This window comes from Citrobacter sp. Cpo103 (assembly GCF_030332605.1).
Taxonomy (GTDB): domain Bacteria; phylum Pseudomonadota; class Gammaproteobacteria; order Enterobacterales; family Enterobacteriaceae; genus Citrobacter; species Citrobacter portucalensis.
This window is the reverse complement of record NZ_JAOWHO010000025.1, coordinates 98,970-116,568: the sequence shown is the minus strand read 5'-3', so window position 1 is coordinate 116,568 and position 17,599 is coordinate 98,970. Positions and strand designations below refer to the sequence as shown.

14 protein-coding genes are annotated in these 17,599 nt (G+C 52.2%); 3 read left to right on the top strand and 11 right to left on the bottom strand.

All coding sequences use genetic code 11. From position 1 onward, the window contains the following. Nucleotides 1-43 precede the first annotated feature (43 nt). Nucleotides 44-553, top strand: coding sequence for a Der GTPase-activating protein YihI (gene yihI, locus OGX89_RS07720; RefSeq protein ID WP_003028627.1), 510 nt, complete (start codon nucleotides 44-46; stop codon nucleotides 551-553). A 188-nt stretch (nucleotides 554-741) separates the two neighbouring features. After that, nucleotides 742-2,115, top strand: a complete 1,374-nt coding sequence (hemN, locus tag OGX89_RS07715) for an oxygen-independent coproporphyrinogen III oxidase (RefSeq protein WP_003825321.1) — start codon at nucleotides 742-744, stop codon at nucleotides 2,113-2,115. 87 nt (nucleotides 2,116-2,202) lie between these two features. Here hemN and OGX89_RS07710 read toward each other — a convergent pair whose 3' ends face one another. The 4 genes from OGX89_RS07710 to glnA form a co-directional block, all read right to left on the bottom strand. Beyond that, a complete protein-coding gene (locus tag OGX89_RS07710) occupies nucleotides 2,203-2,313 on the bottom strand; it encodes a YshB family small membrane protein (protein WP_020996121.1) in 111 nt (36 codons plus the stop codon). A 113-nt stretch (nucleotides 2,314-2,426) separates the two neighbouring features. Next, nucleotides 2,427-3,836 (bottom strand): nitrogen regulation protein NR(I), encoded by a 1,410-nt coding sequence (gene glnG / locus OGX89_RS07705; RefSeq protein ID WP_003825317.1) that lies wholly within the window; start codon nucleotides 3,834-3,836, stop codon nucleotides 2,427-2,429. 10 nt (nucleotides 3,837-3,846) lie between these two features. Then, the gene (gene glnL / locus OGX89_RS07700; protein WP_008786986.1) at nucleotides 3,847-4,896 is read right to left on the bottom strand and encodes a nitrogen regulation protein NR(II); all 1,050 of its coding nucleotides are present in this window, start codon (nucleotides 4,894-4,896) and stop codon (nucleotides 3,847-3,849) included. A 282-nt stretch (nucleotides 4,897-5,178) separates the two neighbouring features. Beyond that, a complete protein-coding gene (glnA, locus tag OGX89_RS07695; protein WP_003825314.1) occupies nucleotides 5,179-6,588 on the bottom strand; it encodes a glutamate--ammonia ligase in 1,410 nt (469 codons plus the stop codon). 379 nt (nucleotides 6,589-6,967) lie between these two features. On the opposite strand from glnA, the gene typA reads away from it, so the two are divergent. After that, a complete protein-coding gene (typA, locus tag OGX89_RS07690) occupies nucleotides 6,968-8,791 on the top strand; it encodes a ribosome-dependent GTPase TypA (RefSeq protein WP_003028641.1) in 1,824 nt (607 codons plus the stop codon). Nucleotides 8,792-8,860: 69 nt separating this feature from the next. On the opposite strand, the gene ompL is transcribed toward typA, so the two are convergent. From ompL to yihT, 7 genes are all read right to left on the bottom strand, one after another. Further along, entirely contained in the window at nucleotides 8,861-9,553 is a 693-nt protein-coding gene (gene ompL / locus OGX89_RS07685) for a porin OmpL (RefSeq protein ID WP_003825311.1), read from the bottom strand. Nucleotides 9,554-9,619: 66 nt separating this feature from the next. Beyond that, nucleotides 9,620-11,041: an MFS transporter gene (locus OGX89_RS07680; RefSeq protein WP_126957465.1), complete on the bottom strand. Its 1,422-nt coding sequence runs from the start codon at nucleotides 11,039-11,041 to the stop codon at nucleotides 9,620-9,622. Nucleotides 11,042-11,087: 46 nt separating this feature from the next. Continuing rightward, nucleotides 11,088-12,470 carry an MFS transporter gene (locus OGX89_RS07675; protein ID WP_003825308.1) on the bottom strand — a complete coding sequence of 461 codons (1,383 nt, stop codon included), beginning with the start codon at nucleotides 12,468-12,470 and terminating at the stop codon, nucleotides 11,088-11,090. A 45-nt stretch (nucleotides 12,471-12,515) separates the two neighbouring features. Further along, nucleotides 12,516-14,552, bottom strand: coding sequence for an alpha-glucosidase (locus OGX89_RS07670; RefSeq protein WP_126957463.1), 2,037 nt, complete (start codon nucleotides 14,550-14,552; stop codon nucleotides 12,516-12,518). A 48-nt stretch (nucleotides 14,553-14,600) separates the two neighbouring features. Beyond that, the gene (locus OGX89_RS07665) at nucleotides 14,601-15,443 is read right to left on the bottom strand and encodes an aldose-1-epimerase (protein WP_126957461.1); all 843 of its coding nucleotides are present in this window, start codon (nucleotides 15,441-15,443) and stop codon (nucleotides 14,601-14,603) included. Between the two features lie 18 nt (nucleotides 15,444-15,461). After that, complete coding sequence (gene yihS / locus OGX89_RS07660; protein ID WP_126957459.1) at nucleotides 15,462-16,703, bottom strand: sulfoquinovose isomerase; 1,242 nt, start codon at nucleotides 16,701-16,703, stop codon at nucleotides 15,462-15,464. 12 nt (nucleotides 16,704-16,715) lie between these two features. Then, nucleotides 16,716-17,591 (bottom strand): sulfofructosephosphate aldolase, encoded by an 876-nt coding sequence (gene yihT, locus OGX89_RS07655; protein ID WP_003825301.1) that lies wholly within the window; start codon nucleotides 17,589-17,591, stop codon nucleotides 16,716-16,718. Nucleotides 17,592-17,599: the final 8 nt, after the last annotated feature.

The window sequence follows — 17,599 nt, the reverse complement described above, 5'->3', positions numbered from 1 at the left end:
GCGCAATTATATACTGAATAAAAACAGCCAAAGACGAATCATGATGAAACCAACTTCTACACCACGCGGTAAAGGTCCTGCAAAAGCGCGTCGTAAAACACGCGAAGAAATTAACCAGGAAGCTCGCGACCGTAAGCGCCAGAAAAAACACCGTGGTCATGCGGCAGGTAGCCGTGCGTCCGGTAGCGAAGGCGCATCTGGTGGCGGAAACCAAAATAAGCAAAAAGATCCTCGTATTGGCAGCAAAACCCCCATTCCATTGGGCGTGACCGAAAAAGTCACCAAACAGCACAAACCGAAGAGTGAGAAACCTATGCTTTCACCACAGGCTGAGTTGGATTTACTGGAAACGGATGAGCGCCTGGATGCGCTGCTGGAGCGTCTTGAAGCAGGAGAAACCCTGAGCGCGGAAGATCAGTCCTGGGTTGATGCCAAGCTGGATCGCATCGATGAGCTGATGCAAAAGCTGGGTCTTTCTTACGATGACGAGGAAGAAGAGGAAGAAGAAGAAAAGCAGGAAGACATGATGCGCCTGCTGAAAGGCGGCAACTAACGGTTTTACACCGTGGGTCTTCCCGTCCTGCTTATAACCCTTCCGGTTATATGTTATCTGGTGTGGTTATTCGTTAAACTACAGCGGTTGTCGCGGCGACAGAAGTGGCTGCGCAACCGACTTATCACCCGTACTGGGGTTAAGTCGGTACGCCGTACCCGCCAGAGACGCCATCGGAAGGAGTGAGCATGTCAGAGCAGTTAATAGACTGGGACCTGGCCCTGATCCAGAAATATAACTATTCCGGGCCACGATATACCTCGTACCCGACCGCGCTGGAGTTTTCTGAAGACTACGGCACTGAGGCATTTCTAAAGGCCGTGGCGCGTTATCCTGAGCGTCCTCTCTCGCTGTACGTTCACATCCCGTTCTGCCACAAGCTGTGCTACTTCTGCGGCTGTAACAAGGTCGTGACTCGCCAGCAGCATAAAGCCGATCAATACCTCGATGTCTTAGAACAAGAAATTATTCATCGCGCACCGCTGTTCGCCGGACGCCATGTCAGTCAGCTGCACTGGGGCGGCGGCACGCCAACGTACCTGAATAAAGCGCAAATCAGCCGTTTGATGTCGCTGCTACGTGGCAACTTTAACTTTAACGACGACGCCGAAATTTCGATCGAAGTGGATCCGCGTGAAATTGAGCTGGATGTGCTCGATCATTTACGCGCTGAAGGTTTTAACCGCCTGAGCATGGGGGTGCAGGACTTCAATAAAGAAGTTCAGCGCCTGGTGAACCGTGAGCAGGATGAGGAGTTTATCTTTGCGCTGCTGAATCATGCGCGTGAGATTGGCTTTACCTCAACGAACATCGATCTGATTTATGGTTTGCCAAAACAGACGCCGGAAAGTTTCGCCTTCACCCTGAAACGCGTTGCTGAGCTGAATCCAGACCGACTGAGCGTCTTTAACTACGCGCACCTGCCGACGCTGTTTGCCGCTCAGCGCAAAATTAAAGATGCCGACCTGCCCAGCGCGCAGCAGAAGCTGGATATCCTGCAGGAAACCATCTCTTCACTGACCGAAACTGGCTATCAGTTCATTGGTATGGATCACTTTGCCCGCCCGGATGATGAGCTGGCGATTGCTCAACGCAAGGGTGTGCTGCATCGTAATTTCCAGGGTTATACCACCCAGGGTGATACCGATCTGCTGGGAATGGGCGTGTCAGCCATCAGTATGATTGGTGACAACTACGCGCAGAACCAGAAAGAGCTGAAGCGCTATTATCAGCAGGTAGACGAGCAGGGTGACGCGCTGTGGCGCGGAATTGCCCTGACCCGCGATGACTGCATTCGTCGTGATGTTATTAAGCTCCTGATCTGCAACTTCCGCCTCGACTATGCCTCTGTGGAACAGCAATGGGATCTGAACTTCGCTGACTATTTTGCCGAAGACCTGAAACTGCTGGCACCGCTGGCGAAGGATGGGCTGGTGGATGTCGATGAGAAGGGGATTCAGGTCACGCCGAAGGGCCGTCTGCTGATCCGTAATATTTGCATGTGCTTCGATGCGTATCTGCGCCAGAAAGCGCGGATGCAGCAATTCTCGCGGGTGATTTAACGCTTTTCCGGGTGGCGCTTCGCTTATCGTGCCTACGAAAATCTCAATACGTAGGTCGGGTAAGCGAAGCGCCACCCGGCGAACCCGCTAGCTGAAAAGCCCAACAAGCGCTGCGCACAATACTGCGGCGACCGCAGTTTGTGGCGTATGGCTTTCGACTGCACCGCTCGACAGCAGATTAATGATTGATTCCAGCATGATGACTTCCCCCCCGTTTTCCGGGCACGATCATACTTAACTCATCGGAACAGTAAAGCGCAAAATAGCAGCTATTTGCGCTCAATTATTAATCTTTACACAGTGACGATATGTCACTCCATTCCGAGTTCTTTTAGCTTACGCGTCAAGGTATTACGACCCCAGCCGAGCAAGCGTGCCGCTTCCTGTTTATGCCCCTGAGTATGACGGAGCGCGGTAGTCAACAGCGTGCGCTCCATCTCCGGTTGGGCCTCGGAAAGCAAGTTTTGATGGCCGGAGCGTAATGCCCGATCTGCCCACTGTGCCAATAGCGTTGCCCAACTATCCGGCTGCATATGGGACGGTGCGTCTGGCACGGAGGTTTCAAACAGCTCGGTTGGTAAGTCCTGAATCAGTACTTCCTGCCCGGCGGCCATTACGGTTAACCAGCGGCAGGTGTTCTCAAGCTGACGCACGTTACCTGGCCAGGCCAGACGGGTGAGCGCAGCCTCAGTTTCCGGGTGTAATTGTTTGGCTTCCACCCCCAGTTCGCGGGCGGCCTCCTGCAGGAAATGACGCGCCAGGCGGGGGATATCCTCCCGACGTTCACGCAGTGGTGGCAGATGTACCCGAATGACGTTCAGCCGATGGAATAAGTCCTCACGGAATTTGCCTTCCTGCACGCGTAGTTCAAGATTCTGGTGCGTGGCGGCGATAATGCGTACATCTACCTTTACGGGCGCGTAACCGCCAACGCGGTAAAACTGTCCATCGGCTAATACGCGCAATAAACGCGTTTGCACGTCCAGCGGCATATCGCCAATTTCATCGAGGAACAGCGTACCGCCGTCTGCCTGTTCAAAGCGCCCCTGACGAATGGTATTCGCCCCGGTAAACGCGCCTTTCTCATGACCAAACAGCTCAGATTCGATCAAATCTTTCGGAATAGCCGCCATGTTCAGCGCGATAAACGGCGCTTTGACGCGCGGGCTATGACGGTGCAACGCATGGGCGACCAGTTCTTTACCGGTCCCTGACTCTCCGTTTATCAATACGCTGATTGACGATCGGGACAGGCGGCCAATAATGCGAAAGACATCCTGCATTGCCGGCGCTTCGCCGATGATGTCGGTTGTGGGGCCGTTAATCTGAACATTGCGCGGCTGCTGCTGTTCCTGATAATGGCTGATGGCGCGCTCGACCAGCGCCACGGCTTCATCAATATCAAAAGGTTTAGGCAGATAATCAAACGCCCCTTGCTGATAGGCGCTGACGGCGGCATCCAGATCGGAGTGCGCGGTCATTATGATGACCGGAAGCATCGGATGCCGCTGTTTAATCTGTTTTAACAGCGTCAGGCCGTCCATACCCGGCATGCGGATATCCGACAACAGCACGTCCGGCGTTTTGCTGGCCAGCGCGTCCAGTACCTCTTTACCACTTTCAAATGTGGTACAGCTTAGCCCTGCCCCTGCGAGCGCACGTTCAAGCACCCAACGGATGGAACTATCGTCATCAACGACCCAGACTATTCCTCGTTGCATAAACGTCACCTTATTTCCTGATAGGCAGGTAAACCGAGAACTCGGTATGACCCGGCCAACTGGTAAATTCAATTTTGCCGGAATGTTGATCAATCAAATTACGGGCGATAGATAATCCAAGGCCGGTACCACCTTCGCGACCGCTGACCATTGGGTAGAACAGCGTGTCCTGCAAATGCGAGGGAATACCCGGACCGTTATCCTCAACATCAATTCGTGCCGCCAGACGATAACGCATGCCGTGTAGCGTGAGCTGAAACGCGGTGCGGGTACGCAGAATGATCTCGCCGCCTTCCGGTCCCAGCGCCTGCAAAGCATTGCGCACGATGTTCAGCAAAACCTGCTCAATCTGGTCCGGGTCGTGCAGTAACTCAGGCAGACTTGGGTCGTAATCCCGGATTAGCGTGACGTTTTCCGGCAGCTCCATCGAGACCAGCGCCACCACGCGTTCCGCCACTTTGTGAATACTTTCCGTGATGTGCATTCCCGGCTGTTGTGGCCCCAGCAGACGGTCGACCAGATTACGCAGGCGGTCCGCCTGTTCAATAATGACTTTGGTATATTCGGTCAGCGCCGGGTCCGGAAGTGCTTTGCTGAGAAGTTGCGCCGCGCCGCGTAATCCGCCCAGCGGGTTTTTAATTTCATGTGCCAGACCACGCACCAGATCGCGGGCAGCAATCTGCTGGGCGTGCTGGAGCTGTTCCTGACTCAGACGGCGCTGGTTATCCATAGGGGCCATCTCCAGCAAGATAAGGCCATCAGGCAGCCTCTGAGCGGTCACAGAGAGGATATGTGAGTGGCTGTCTATCACCAGCGTCACTTCGTTATCCGTAAAGCCCTGGCCTGCTTCCAGGCTCTCTCGCATCAGTCCGATGTTTAAGGAGAAATAACTCAACAGATCGGGAAGCGGTGTACCAAATAGTTTGCGGGAGCTTTGGGCGAGCAGCTGTTGCGCCGCCGGGTTGGCGTAATGTACAGCCAGCTCATCGTCGACCAGTAAGATGCTGTTGATTAAAGAATTGAGGATCTGCCCAGCATCGGGCAGCGTGCCGGTTGCCATTCAGCAGTCTCCTGAAAAGTGTTGCACCAATTTAGTGCATTATAGCGTTTTACATCAAAAAAGCGCGAAAAAGCAGGTTGTTAGTGGAGAAAAAAGCCCATCCTGGGATGGGCTACAGATGACTGGCAAACATAGATGCCGGATGGCGGCTTTGCCTTATCCGGCCTACAAGGTAATGTTACCCTCCAGGCCTGATAAGTTTGCTCCATCAGGCGTCCTATCATTCGCCATCGATCTCAAGCCTGCCTGAGCAGGCTAAAAGTTCCACGGCAACTCAAACGATTAAACGCTGTAGTACAGCTCAAACTCTACCGGGTGCGGAGTCATACGCACGCGGTCATCTTCTTCGCGACGCAGCGCAATGTACGCATCGATCGCTTCATTAGTGAACACGCCGCCTGCGGTCAGGAACTCGCGGTCCAGATCCAGTTCTTTCAGTGCTTCTTCCAGAGAACCAGCAACCTGTGGGATCTCTTTCGCTTCTTCCGGCGGCAGGTCGTACAGGTTTTTGTCCATTGCTTCGCCCGGGTGGATCTTGTTCTTAATACCGTCAAGACCAGCCATCAGCAGCGCTGCGAAGCACAGGTACGGGTTAGCAGCCGGGTCCGGGAAACGCACTTCGATACGACGAGCTTTCGGAGAAGCAACTACCGGGATACGGATAGACGCAGAACGGTTACGGGCAGAGTAAGCCAGCATGACCGGCGCTTCGTAACCCGGGACCAGACGCTTGTAGGAGTTGGTGGTCGGGTTAGCCAGGGCGTTGATCGCTTTAGCGTGTTTGATTACGCCACCGATGTAGTACAGCGCCTGCTCAGACAGACCTGCATATTTGTCACCGGAGAACAGGTTTACGCCGTTCTTGGACAGGGACATGTGGCAGTGCATGCCGGAACCGTTATCGCCAAACATTGGTTTTGGCATAAAGGTTGCGGTTTTACCGAAACGGTGAGCGACGTTGTGAACGACATATTTGTAGATCTGAATTTCGTCCGCTTTTTTGGTCATGGTGTTAAAGCGGGTCGCGATTTCGTTCTGACCAGCAGTCGCCACTTCGTGGTGATGCGCTTCAACAACCAGGCCCATTTCTTCCATGATCAGACACATGGTAGAACGGATATCCTGAGAAGAATCTACCGGAGGAACCGGGAAGTAACCGCCTTTCACGCCTGGACGGTGACCTTTGTTACCACCTTCGTATTTGGTGGAGGAGTTCCATGCGCCTTCGATGTCATCGATAGCCACGTGGGAACCGGAAATAGATGCGCCGAAACGGATGTCGTCAAACAGGAAGAACTCTGGCTCTGGCCCGAACAGAACGGTGTCTGCGATGCCGGTAGAACGCAGATACTCTTCAGCACGTTTAGCGATGGAGCGTGGGTCACGGTCATAGCCCTGCAGCGTACCTGGTTCCAGGATATCGCAACGGATGATCAGGGTAGACTCTTCAAAGAACGGGTCGATGAGAGCAGTAGACGCATCTGGCATCAGAACCATGTCTGATTCGTTAATGCCTTTCCAGCCACCGATTGAGGAGCCGTCAAACATTTTGCCTTCTTCAAAGAATTCGGCATTTACCTGATGAGCAGGAATAGTGACGTGCTGTTCTTTGCCTTTGGTATCAGTGAAGCGTAAATCAACAAACTTCACTTCGTGCTCGTTCAGCATCGTCAAAACGTGTTCAGCGGACATACTTACTCTCCCGGATTGGTCATTGTCGTCGTGGTAACGAAGTCTTCAATTCTGCAAAAATTGGCCGTGTCGCCATAAAAAATATAAAGCGAAATCTGTGCCAACTTTTAAATTGCCCCTAAAAGGCGTTATCATGCGCACCATCGTGCAAAGGGGCTGCACCATGAAGGTTGTATTGCACCATTATAGTGCTTTAATGTGAACATTAAGCACCATATTGGTGCAAAGCATGTCAGATTACCCCTTTTAACGCTCCGTGAATGTGATCACAAAGAAACTCTGCAATACTTGTTTGCGGAGGATGTTTGTGATCCTGTTTTGTACTGCGATTAATCCGTGTACAATAACGCGCTATTTCTAAAATGCCTGAGGCAAAGTTGTGATCGAAAATTTGCGTAACATCGCCATCATCGCGCACGTAGACCATGGTAAAACGACCCTGGTAGACAAGCTGCTCCAACAATCCGGTACGTTCGATGCACGTGCTGAAACCCAAGAGCGCGTGATGGACTCCAACGATTTGGAGAAAGAGCGTGGGATTACTATCCTCGCTAAAAACACCGCTATCAAATGGAATGACTACCGTATCAACATCGTTGATACCCCGGGGCACGCCGACTTCGGTGGTGAAGTTGAACGTGTAATGTCCATGGTCGACTCTGTGCTGCTGGTGGTGGATGCAATGGACGGTCCGATGCCGCAGACGCGCTTCGTGACCAAAAAAGCCTTTGCCCATGGCCTGAAGCCAATTGTTGTTATCAACAAAGTTGACCGTCCTGGTGCGCGTCCTGATTGGGTTGTTGATCAGGTATTTGACCTGTTCGTTAACCTCGACGCTACCGACGAGCAGCTGGACTTCCCGATCGTTTACGCTTCTGCGCTGAACGGTATCGCGGGTCTGGATCACGAAGACATGGCTGAAGACATGACTCCGCTGTATCAGACTATCGTTGATCGTGTACCGGCTCCGAATGTAGATCTTGATGGCCCGCTGCAGATGCAAATCTCTCAGCTGGACTACAACAACTACGTTGGCGTAATCGGTATCGGCCGTATCAAACGCGGTAAAGTTAAACCGAACCAGCAGATCACTATCATTGATAGCGAAGGCAAAACCCGTAACGGTAAAGTCGGTAAAGTTCTGACCCATCTGGGTCTGGAACGTATCGAGAGTGATATTGCCGAAGCAGGCGATATCATCGCGATCACCGGTCTGGGCGAACTGAACATCTCCGACACCATCTGCGACCCGCAGAATGTTGAAGCGCTGCCAGCTCTGTCCGTTGATGAACCGACCGTAACCATGTTCTTCTGCGTAAACACCTCTCCATTCTGCGGTAAAGAAGGTAAATATGTTACCTCTCGTCAGATCCTTGACCGCCTGAACAAAGAGCTGGTGCACAACGTTGCGCTGCGCGTTGAAGAAACCGAAGATGCGGATGCGTTCCGTGTATCCGGTCGTGGTGAACTGCACCTGTCTGTTCTGATCGAAAACATGCGTCGTGAAGGTTTCGAAATGGCGGTTTCCCGTCCGAAAGTAATCTTCCGCGAAATCGACGGCCGTAAACAAGAGCCGTTCGAAAACGTAACGCTGGACGTTGAAGAGCAGCATCAGGGTTCTGTGATGCAGGCTCTGGGTGAGCGTAAAGGCGACCTGAAAAACATGAATCCAGATGGCAAAGGCCGCGTACGTCTTGACTACGTGATCCCAAGCCGTGGTCTGATCGGCTTCCGTTCAGAATTCATGACCATGACCTCCGGTACCGGTCTGCTGTACTCCACTTTCAGCCACTACGACGATGTTCGTGCGGGTGATGTGGGTCAGCGTCAGAACGGCGTACTGATCTCCAACGGCCAGGGTAAAGCAGTTGCGTTCGCACTGTTCAGCCTGCAGGACCGCGGTAAGCTGTTCCTGGGTCACGGTGCTGAAGTTTACGAAGGCCAGATCATCGGTATTCACAGCCGCTCTAACGACCTGACTGTAAACTGCCTGACCGGTAAGAAACTGACCAACATGCGTGCGTCCGGTACTGACGAAGCAACGGTTCTGGTTCCGCCTGTTAAGATGACTCTGGAGCAGGCTCTGGAATTCATCGATGACGACGAACTGGTAGAAGTTACCCCAACCTCTATCCGTATCCGTAAGCGTCACCTGACTGAAAACGATCGTCGCCGTGCAATGCGTGGCGCGAAAGAAGAGTAATTAACACTCTTTTTCAGGTAAGCACAAAAAAGCCGCTGATTATCAGCGGCTTTTTTTATCCCGGAAGAATTAGAAGAAATACTTAGCCCCGACACGAATTTGATTTTGTTCGCGGTGATAAGGTTCTACATTGCGATCTAACCAGCGTAGTTCCAGGTAGGGTAACCAGTGTTCATTGATACGATACTTGAAGGTATTCGTAATCTCCCAGTGATGATCTTTTCCGTTACTGCTATTGAAGTCATTCACTCGAATAAAATAGTGCGGCTCAAAGGTATAGGAAAATTTATCGGTGATAGTAAAATTCCAGTAGTTGCCTATTTCATAGGTATCATTATTGTCCTGGTCACCGTTTAGATCGGTTGAGCTGTAGTTATTATGGTTATATCGGTTACGCACGGTAAGATTAAACCATGGGGTAAATTTATAGTTAACATCCAGATAAGCCGCACCACCGGAACCCGCACTCTTATCATTTATCAACCCACCTGGCTGGATAGTTAATTTATCTGTCGGTTTAAATAACGGATACCAGCCCTCTATTTCATTATAGCCGTGTTTTAACTCATCCTTGCGTTGCATGGTGTAGGTGTTGGTGAGCATGATACCCGCGCCCATATCGGAGTTATAGCCAACGCGCATCATCACTTCTATCTGATCTGACGCCAGATTATATGCCTCGCGGTTCTCGACATAGGCACCCGCAAAAACAGAGGTAGAAGCAACCGAAGATAAGAGAATTATTGTTGTTAACTTTTTCATAATAAATCCATTTTTTAAGCGTAGGGAGGCCGCCATCCATTAAGATGGAATAGGCGGCTATTATTTTTATACGTTTACAGCAGAGGTATTATTTTTAGTGGTAACAGGATTCGATAGAGTATTGTTTTTCTTCCGTTGGCTGATTTCCTCAATAATAAAAGCAAAGCGAGTTTCGTTGAGCTTATAAAATAAACCCATTGTGAATGCAGCGATAATGGCCAGCCCACAAGGCCAGAGGAAAATAAGCTGACGCAGGCCGAGCAAAGTTGCATCGCTTTGGGTTATGTTGGGGATATAACCGATTTGCGTCAGCATGATGCCCGGCAGGAAACCAGCGAGCGCAGCGGAAATTTTGCGCGAAAAGGTATAACCCGTATACACCGAACCTTCCGCGCGGATCCCTGTTTTCCATTCGCCATAATCGACCGTATCCGGAACCAGCGCCCAGTTCAGGCTGTTAACAAAAGCGGTTCCGAAGAAGGCCATACAGGAGAATGTCACGAACAAAAATGATGTGCTGCCCCAGAAAAAGTTCAGTACATCGCCGATAGCCCATAATGCCAGACCGCCGAGGTAAACCTGCTTTTTACCGAAGCGTTTCACCGCAGCGGGAACCAGCAGCACCCCAACCAGAATGCATCCCATGCTGAAGAACCCCATCCACGACAGCAGATGAATATCATTGAGCACGTACTGGGTGTAGTACACCTGGATTGCCAGCTTGATGTTGAATGCCGCTAGCGTGCATAAGTTGGCGACACACAGCACCAGCAGGGGAGGGTTACGGAAAATGGCACAGAACGATTTGAGAATGCTGGGCTTATGGTGATCCGGCACGATTTCAATGTAGCGTTCCTTCACTCCGCTGAAACACCACCACATGCTGAACAGCCCGCAGACTGAAAAGATCAGTGCGGCGATCAGATAACCCAGCGAGGATGAACTGACAAATAGCGCTTGAATCGGCATAAAGCCAACGGTGCACAGTAACAGACCAACGGTAGCGCCGCCCTGACGCCAGGCGGCGAGCTGAGCGCGTTCATGCGGGTTTTTAGTGATCGCAGGCACCATCGCGCCGTAGGAGCAGTTCATCAGGCTATAGAACAGACCGAATAGCATAAACAATACTGTCGCCAGCCCAGTTTTTACCGTTAGCGTAAAATCTGTCGCCAAAAACTGCGCGCTGGCAACAACTGCGACAGGAAATGACGCATACAAAATAAAAGGTCTGAATTTACCTTTTGCGCCAATATTACGCCTTGAGTCCAGCAATACACCGGTCAACATATCAGTGAAGGCGGTGAAGAACTTCGCCACCAGAAAGATAATCCCACCGTAATACGCCGGCATCCCTAGTTCATCGGTATAAAATTTAAGCAGATACAGTGTGCCGATACACAGCATCAAATTTGAGCCGAAGTCACCCACTCCGTAGGCGAATTTTTCACGCAGGCTCAGTTTTAGCGTTAGCGGATCATGAAAAGACATAATCGCTCCTCAATAGCGCCCCGTAGAGCGCTATTAATTATTATTATCAAACGGGTTGTTTACGCGCTTCTATCTCTTCAACGATGCGGACATACATCTTCTCGTTAAGGTTGTAGAAACAGCCCATAGCCACAATGGTGATCACCGCTAAAGCGCAGGGATAAATAAAGATCAACTGACGCAAACCTTCGACCGTACTTGCTGATTGCACCACGTTGGGAACGTAGCCGATTTGCGTCAGCATCCAGCCGGGGAAGAATCCCGCCAGCGCTTGTGAAACTTTACGAAAGAAGGTGAAACCGGTGTATACCGTGCCTTCAGAGCGTACGCCGGTTCGCCATTCGCCATATTCCACCGTATCGGAGACCAGCGCCCAGTTCAGGCTGTTAACGAATGCTGAGCCGAAGAACGCCAGGCAGGAGAAGGCGACAAAGCTGACGGAACCGCCACCAAAGAAGTAGTTAAGCAAATCCCCCGCGACCCAAATTAGCAAACCGCCAATGTAGACTTTTTTCTTGCCGAAACGTCTAACCATTCCAGGCATCAAGAAGACGCCGATGAAGATACAGCCCATGCTGAAAAAGCCCATCCAGGAAAGGAGAATTGGGTCATTCAGTACGTACTGGGTGTAATAGACCTGAATTGCCAACTTAACGTTAAATGCGCCAAGCGTACAAAGGTTGGCAACGCACAGAATAAACAAAGGGCGGTTACCGGCGATGGCGCGGAAGGATTGCAATAATCCCGGTTTTTGCGCGGCATCCACGGGTTTCACTTCCACGTAGCGTTCTTTTACCCCGGCATAGCACAGCCACATAAACAGCAGGCCAAACAGCGAGAACAACGTGGCGGCGAAGATATAACCCAGCTGTGAATTGCCTTCGATCAAGTTCATTACCGGTACAAAGCCGACTGTACATAGCAACAAACCCAAGGTTGCGCCCCCTTGTCGCCAGGCTGCCAGTGAAGCGCGCTCGTCCGGATTTTTCGTAATCGCGGGAACCATTGCACCATAGGAGCAGTTCATCATGCTGAAGAACAGTCCGTACAGCATAAACAGCACCGTTGCCATCACCGTTTTACCGGTTACTTCAAACGGTGTACCGACAAAGTTGGCAATCGCCAGCAACGTAACTGGAAATGCGGCGTAAAGAACGAACGGACGGAATTTCCCTTTCGGGCCGATTTTGCGGCGGGAATCGAGCATAATCCCGGTGCCCATATCGGTAAACGCGGTAAAAAATTTGGCGATAAGGAAAATGATGCCGCCATAAGTTCCTGGTAAACCAAGGACATCGGTATAAAACTTGAGTAAATAGAGGGTACCAATGTCCAACAGGATATTGGAGCCTAAATCACCCATCCCATAGGCGAGTTTTTCTTTGAACGGCAAGCGTAGGGTTGCCGGATTAGAGGAAGTCTGACTCATTATTATTCTCCATGTGCCCGCGAGTTTCCCCGCGGGCGAGCCGTGTTAGATATTGCGTAAGGTGGCAAACAGTGACGCCCATTCACTCTTCGCGCGATAAAACACCGGAGGCTTGCCGATAGGCGCATCTACGGTAATTTCACCGCCCTGGTAAGTTTCCCCAGTCCAGACGTTTACCCAGCTATCCTCTGGCAGATACAGCGTCCAGTTTTGCTGGCCCTGTTCGTGAACCGGCGCGACCAGCAAATCTTGTCCCAGCAGATACTGATATTTCAGGGTATAGGTCCGAGCATCGTCTTCGTAATGCAGGAACAGCGGGCGCATCACCGGCAGACCGATAGCGCTGTTTTGCGCGACAGCCTGTTTTAGATACGGTTTCAGGGTGGTAAAGACGGTGGTCATACGGGCAAAGTGGGCGATGGTTTCAGCATCACCATCAAACTGCCAGTTATCGCCAGGGCGGTTACCTTCGTGGGTGCGCATCATCGGCGTGAAGGCACTGAAGTCACACCAGCGCAACAGCAGCTCTTTGCTGCGTTTCATGTCAAACAGGGTGGTGTAGCCGCCGATATCGCTGTGGTGCAGACCGTGACCGGTCATCGCCAGCGACAGCGCCGCAGGAACGACGGAAGCCAGACCGTCGTCGAGGCTCCAGTCAACGTTCTGATCGCCTGCCCACATCATGGTGGAGTACTTCTGGCTGCCGGTGTAGCCCGCACGCATAAAGAACAGGATCTCGCCGAGTTTGCCGGTCTCCTGTAACGCTTCGTAGTTGCATTTCGCCCACAGTGCGGGCCAGGCGTTATGCATAATTTCAGCGCTGACGCCGTTGTGCAGATACGTATCGGTTGGCAGATATTCGCCAAAGTCGGCCATCCAACCGCCGCAGCCCAGCTCAATCATGTTCTTTTTGATGACTTCTTTGAACCAGTTGTAGGCTTCGGGGTTGGTCAGATCGACCACACCGCCGTAAAACTCGCCGAACTCAACCAAATAGTCAGCGCCTGAGGCATCTTTCGCCAGATAACCGCGAGCGGCAGCTTCGGCACAGAGATCTTTATCGCTGGCGACGTATGGGTTGATGTAGGAGAGAAACTGCACGCCTTCTTCTTTCCACTGCTTAATACGGTTATCCAACTGCGGATAGTTTTCGCTGTTCCACTTCCAGTTCCACATCACGCGCTTGCCAAAGGAGGTCATGCGGATCCCGGACCAATCCTGCGCCCAGATGCCGTTTACTTTCACGCCTGCGTTACGCATGGTGTCCAGTTTGTTCTGGCAAATCTCAGTACCGCCCTGAATACCGAGCGTGACGCCGTCGTATATCCAGTCCGGCAGCTCCGGCTGGCGACCTAACAGCGCGGTCAGTTTTTCCAGCAGGGAAATATACGTGTCGGCGCACTCAAAGCACAGGGTGGTTTTGTCTTCCCACAGCGCCAGCTCGTGATACTCCGGTGCGCTGAAGTCGAAATTCATATAGCAACTGTTATCAACGTGGCAGTAGTACTTCTGTGTGCTGACGAAGGTCGGCTGCGGGAAGAAGGTCCAGTAGTAGTCTCCGCCGGCATTTTCTTTGCAGTCAGCCTGCCAGGTGACATAGCTGTTTTTGTTACGGCCCACGCCCTGTTCGCTGGTCCACAGTGGGAAGGGTTTTCCGCGCAAATCGAAGTAAGAGAATTGTTCACCGCAGCCGTAAATATGATCGTCCGGGTTGGCTGCCAGACGCAGCCAGATGCGGTTATGGCTGAGATCATCGTTGTGCAGGTCCAGCTTCAGGCGGCCCTGTTCATCGGTAGAGATGTGCAGCGTGGCGTTGATGGTATTACCGCGGCTGAAATGTACCAGCCAGCCATCAGGTGACTCGCTAACCGTGGCGTCGGTCAGAGCAATCTTCTCATTGAGCTTGTCTTTGATGCTGAAGTTGCCGCGAAACATGTCAATGTCGGCAACGCCAGCGCCGATCCATAGACAAGGGGTTTCTGTGCTGTGACGTAAAATCAGGCGCTGGTGGTACGTTAAAGCAAATCCATCAGGTAGTGATGTGAGTTCTAAGGCGGTTGACCGTTGTTGTAGCGAATTCATTATCGTCTCCGTAAAAATAGGGTAATTCGGTAATTTGTCGGAAATCTGTTATTCACTGCCGATTAAAAAATGCATTTGATGTGTTTCTCCGGGCGCGAGATGAATCAGGCTAATTCCGGAGTTAAAGGCGTCTGGCGGGCAGGTCATCGGTTCAACCGCAAGGCCACGCCGTGCTAATTTTTCGCCGGTGTACACCTGTAGCCAGGGCTGGTGGCTGCGTAAAAAAGTGGACATGTTTTGCGATGGACTGGTTATCCTGACTTCCCACTCAGCGTCAGGTGGCATGGTCCTGAACGTATGATCGATAGTGGTCTGCGCAATGCGTCGCTGCGTTGTGAAATCCCGTTCATCGCATGTTTCTTCACTCGCTGGGAGTGTTAATTCACAGTCATCGATAGGGTGCTGATTGCAGGTCAGGTAGGGGTGTGCTCCCGCGCCATAGGGTGCAATTTCGTCACCCACATTCTGTGTCCGAATAATGACGTGCAATCCGCTGTCTGCCTCCAGTCGGTAAATCACCTCTGAAACCAGCGCAAAGGGATAGCCATAAGAGGGCGGAAGAAAAATCGTCAACGACACTTCCGTGTTCGACAGTTGATTAATCTGCCAGTCCCGCCAGGCCAGCAATCCATGGATGGCGGTATGTGAAACAGGGTCGTTAACGGCAAGTTGGAAGGTCTTGCCGTTATGTTGATAGCAGCCATTTGCAACGCGGTTTGGCCAGGGAACCAGCACTTTTCCTAAATGTGCCAGCGGCATCTCTTCCGGCTTATGTGGAATCACAATGTGACGCCCACGGTGCGTCAATTCTGCTAGTCCAGCACCAACCGTGACGATTTTCGCCTGGAAGTTTCCGGCTTGAAGATGAATGGTTTTTCCACCGTTATGCATGGCTGCTCACCTTGTTACTTATTTAGCGTTGATATCCAGCAGACCGGCAGCCACTGCCGGAGCAAGGCCCGGAGCCAGCGGTAGACGCGGGATCACCAGGCAGTGCAGCAGGTGATAAATGTCCTGCTTACCGTCCCAGACTTTGGTCGTCACCTTGTTATCGGTATCCAGTTCCTGCCACCATGAACCGGTCTCGTAGTCCATCAGATATGTGATGCAGTAATCCCACCACTTCTGGTACCAGGCTTCGTACTGGCTGTCGCCGGTGAGGGTATACAAGGCATAGGCGGTACCCATGGCTTCGACTATCGGCCAACGCACTCTTTCGCGAACTATGGGTTTACCATCCCAGTCCACCGAATAGACAAAACCATCTGCACCGTCTGGTGCCCAGGCATCACGGATGGTGGCGTGGAACAAGCCTTTGGCATCTTCCAGCAGCCAGGCGGGAGGCGTTTCGAAGCGGGCTTCCAGTGCGGCATGCAGATGCAGCATCAGGCGACCCCATTCGATCCAGTGGCCCGGCGTGCCGCCGTAAGCGCGGAAACGGTGAGCTGGGTTATCCTTGTTGTAATCGCGGATTGGGTTCCACTGTGAATCGAAGTGTTCGTTAACGCGATACTCCCCGCTGCGGGCTACGTCATGAATAATCACCGATGCAATTCGCAGTGCGCGATCGAGCCATTTACGGTCATGGGTAACGTCATACACGATCAGGAAAGCCTCGACCGCGTGCATGTTGGCGTTACCGCCGCGGTAATCTTCCGTCTGGCTGAAAGCTTCGTCCCAGGATTCCAGGCACATCTGCTCTTCTTCACTCCAGAAGTACTTTTCAATCACGTCGATAGCGTCATCCAACAATTGCCTGGCCTGCGGATGACCGGTGGTGACCGCACTTGCCGCACCGAGCAAAACAAAGAAATGCTGATAGCCCTGTTTGGAGGCGTCCATAACGCCTTCGTCATTTACGCAGGCGTACCAACCGCCGTAGCGAGTGTCGCGCAGCGCGCCATTCAGTGCTTTAATGCCATGATCGACTAGCTGATATGCGCCAGGACGACCCATTGACGCGGCAACGGAGTAGACGTGCAGCATGCGGGCGGTGATCCACAGATGTGTCCCCATATCTGCTCTGACCTGACCACTGTTTCCCAGCCAGCCAAATCCGGTGGGTACCGCCGCATTCTTACCAAAGTTAAAGATGCGGTCGGTTTCTTGCTCCAGCCAACGGTTGTGGCTTAGGGTGTTGAACCATTTCATTCTTAGATCCTCTTAGCGCCGGGCCATCATTTCGTCGACGATATCGCCCAGGCGTTGCAATTTAGGTGCGGAAACATCACGCAGCATCAGTTCGGTATCCGGCAGGCCAACAACCGATGACCAGACCGCACGTCCGGCCAGGAAGCCAGATGCGCCTGCGGTCATTGCTACGCTGACTGCGCGCGGGAACAGTTTTTCATCTACACCAGAGGAGAGAATGACCCACGGCATGTTGATGTTTTCATTCAGGCGCAGAGAGGCGCTAAGCAATTCTTGTTGGGTACCTTTGCCGTACAGCGGCATTTCGACCTTGTAGAGATCGGCACCGCTATCACCCAGTTCTTTTGCGGCATCGATAATGGCCTGTTCGCGATCGAACTTATCGCCACGACGCGGTGGGCGAACAACCGGCTCGATGATGCTCAGCAGGCCATTGGAATGGCATAGCTCATTGAATTCTTTCACCATATCAAGACGCTGTTGGGCATCTTCATCGCTACGCCACAGCACCAGCAGTTTGAGAGCCTTAGCACCATCTTGCTTCACGGCCTGCGGGTTGATTTTTTTATCAATCACCACGCTATCGACCGGGATTCCGTTACCCGGAATAAACTCATCAGCGGCCACAATCATGGCGCAGCTTTTGGCGACCGCGTTTTGCTCTACAACCTGGCGGTAGCAGAACTGCTGATCGACCAGAATGGCGGAGGCATAGGGGGACAGGATCTTCGCCGCATTGACTTTGAAATCGGTCAGTACGCTGTCATTGACCGGGGATTTTGCACCTGCTGCGGCAAACATTAAGCGCATGGCTTCGCGCTGATCGACCGCCAGCATGGCAAATCCGCCAGAAGCTCGGGTGATATCTTTCAGGGTGTACTTCGTCATTGCTCAGT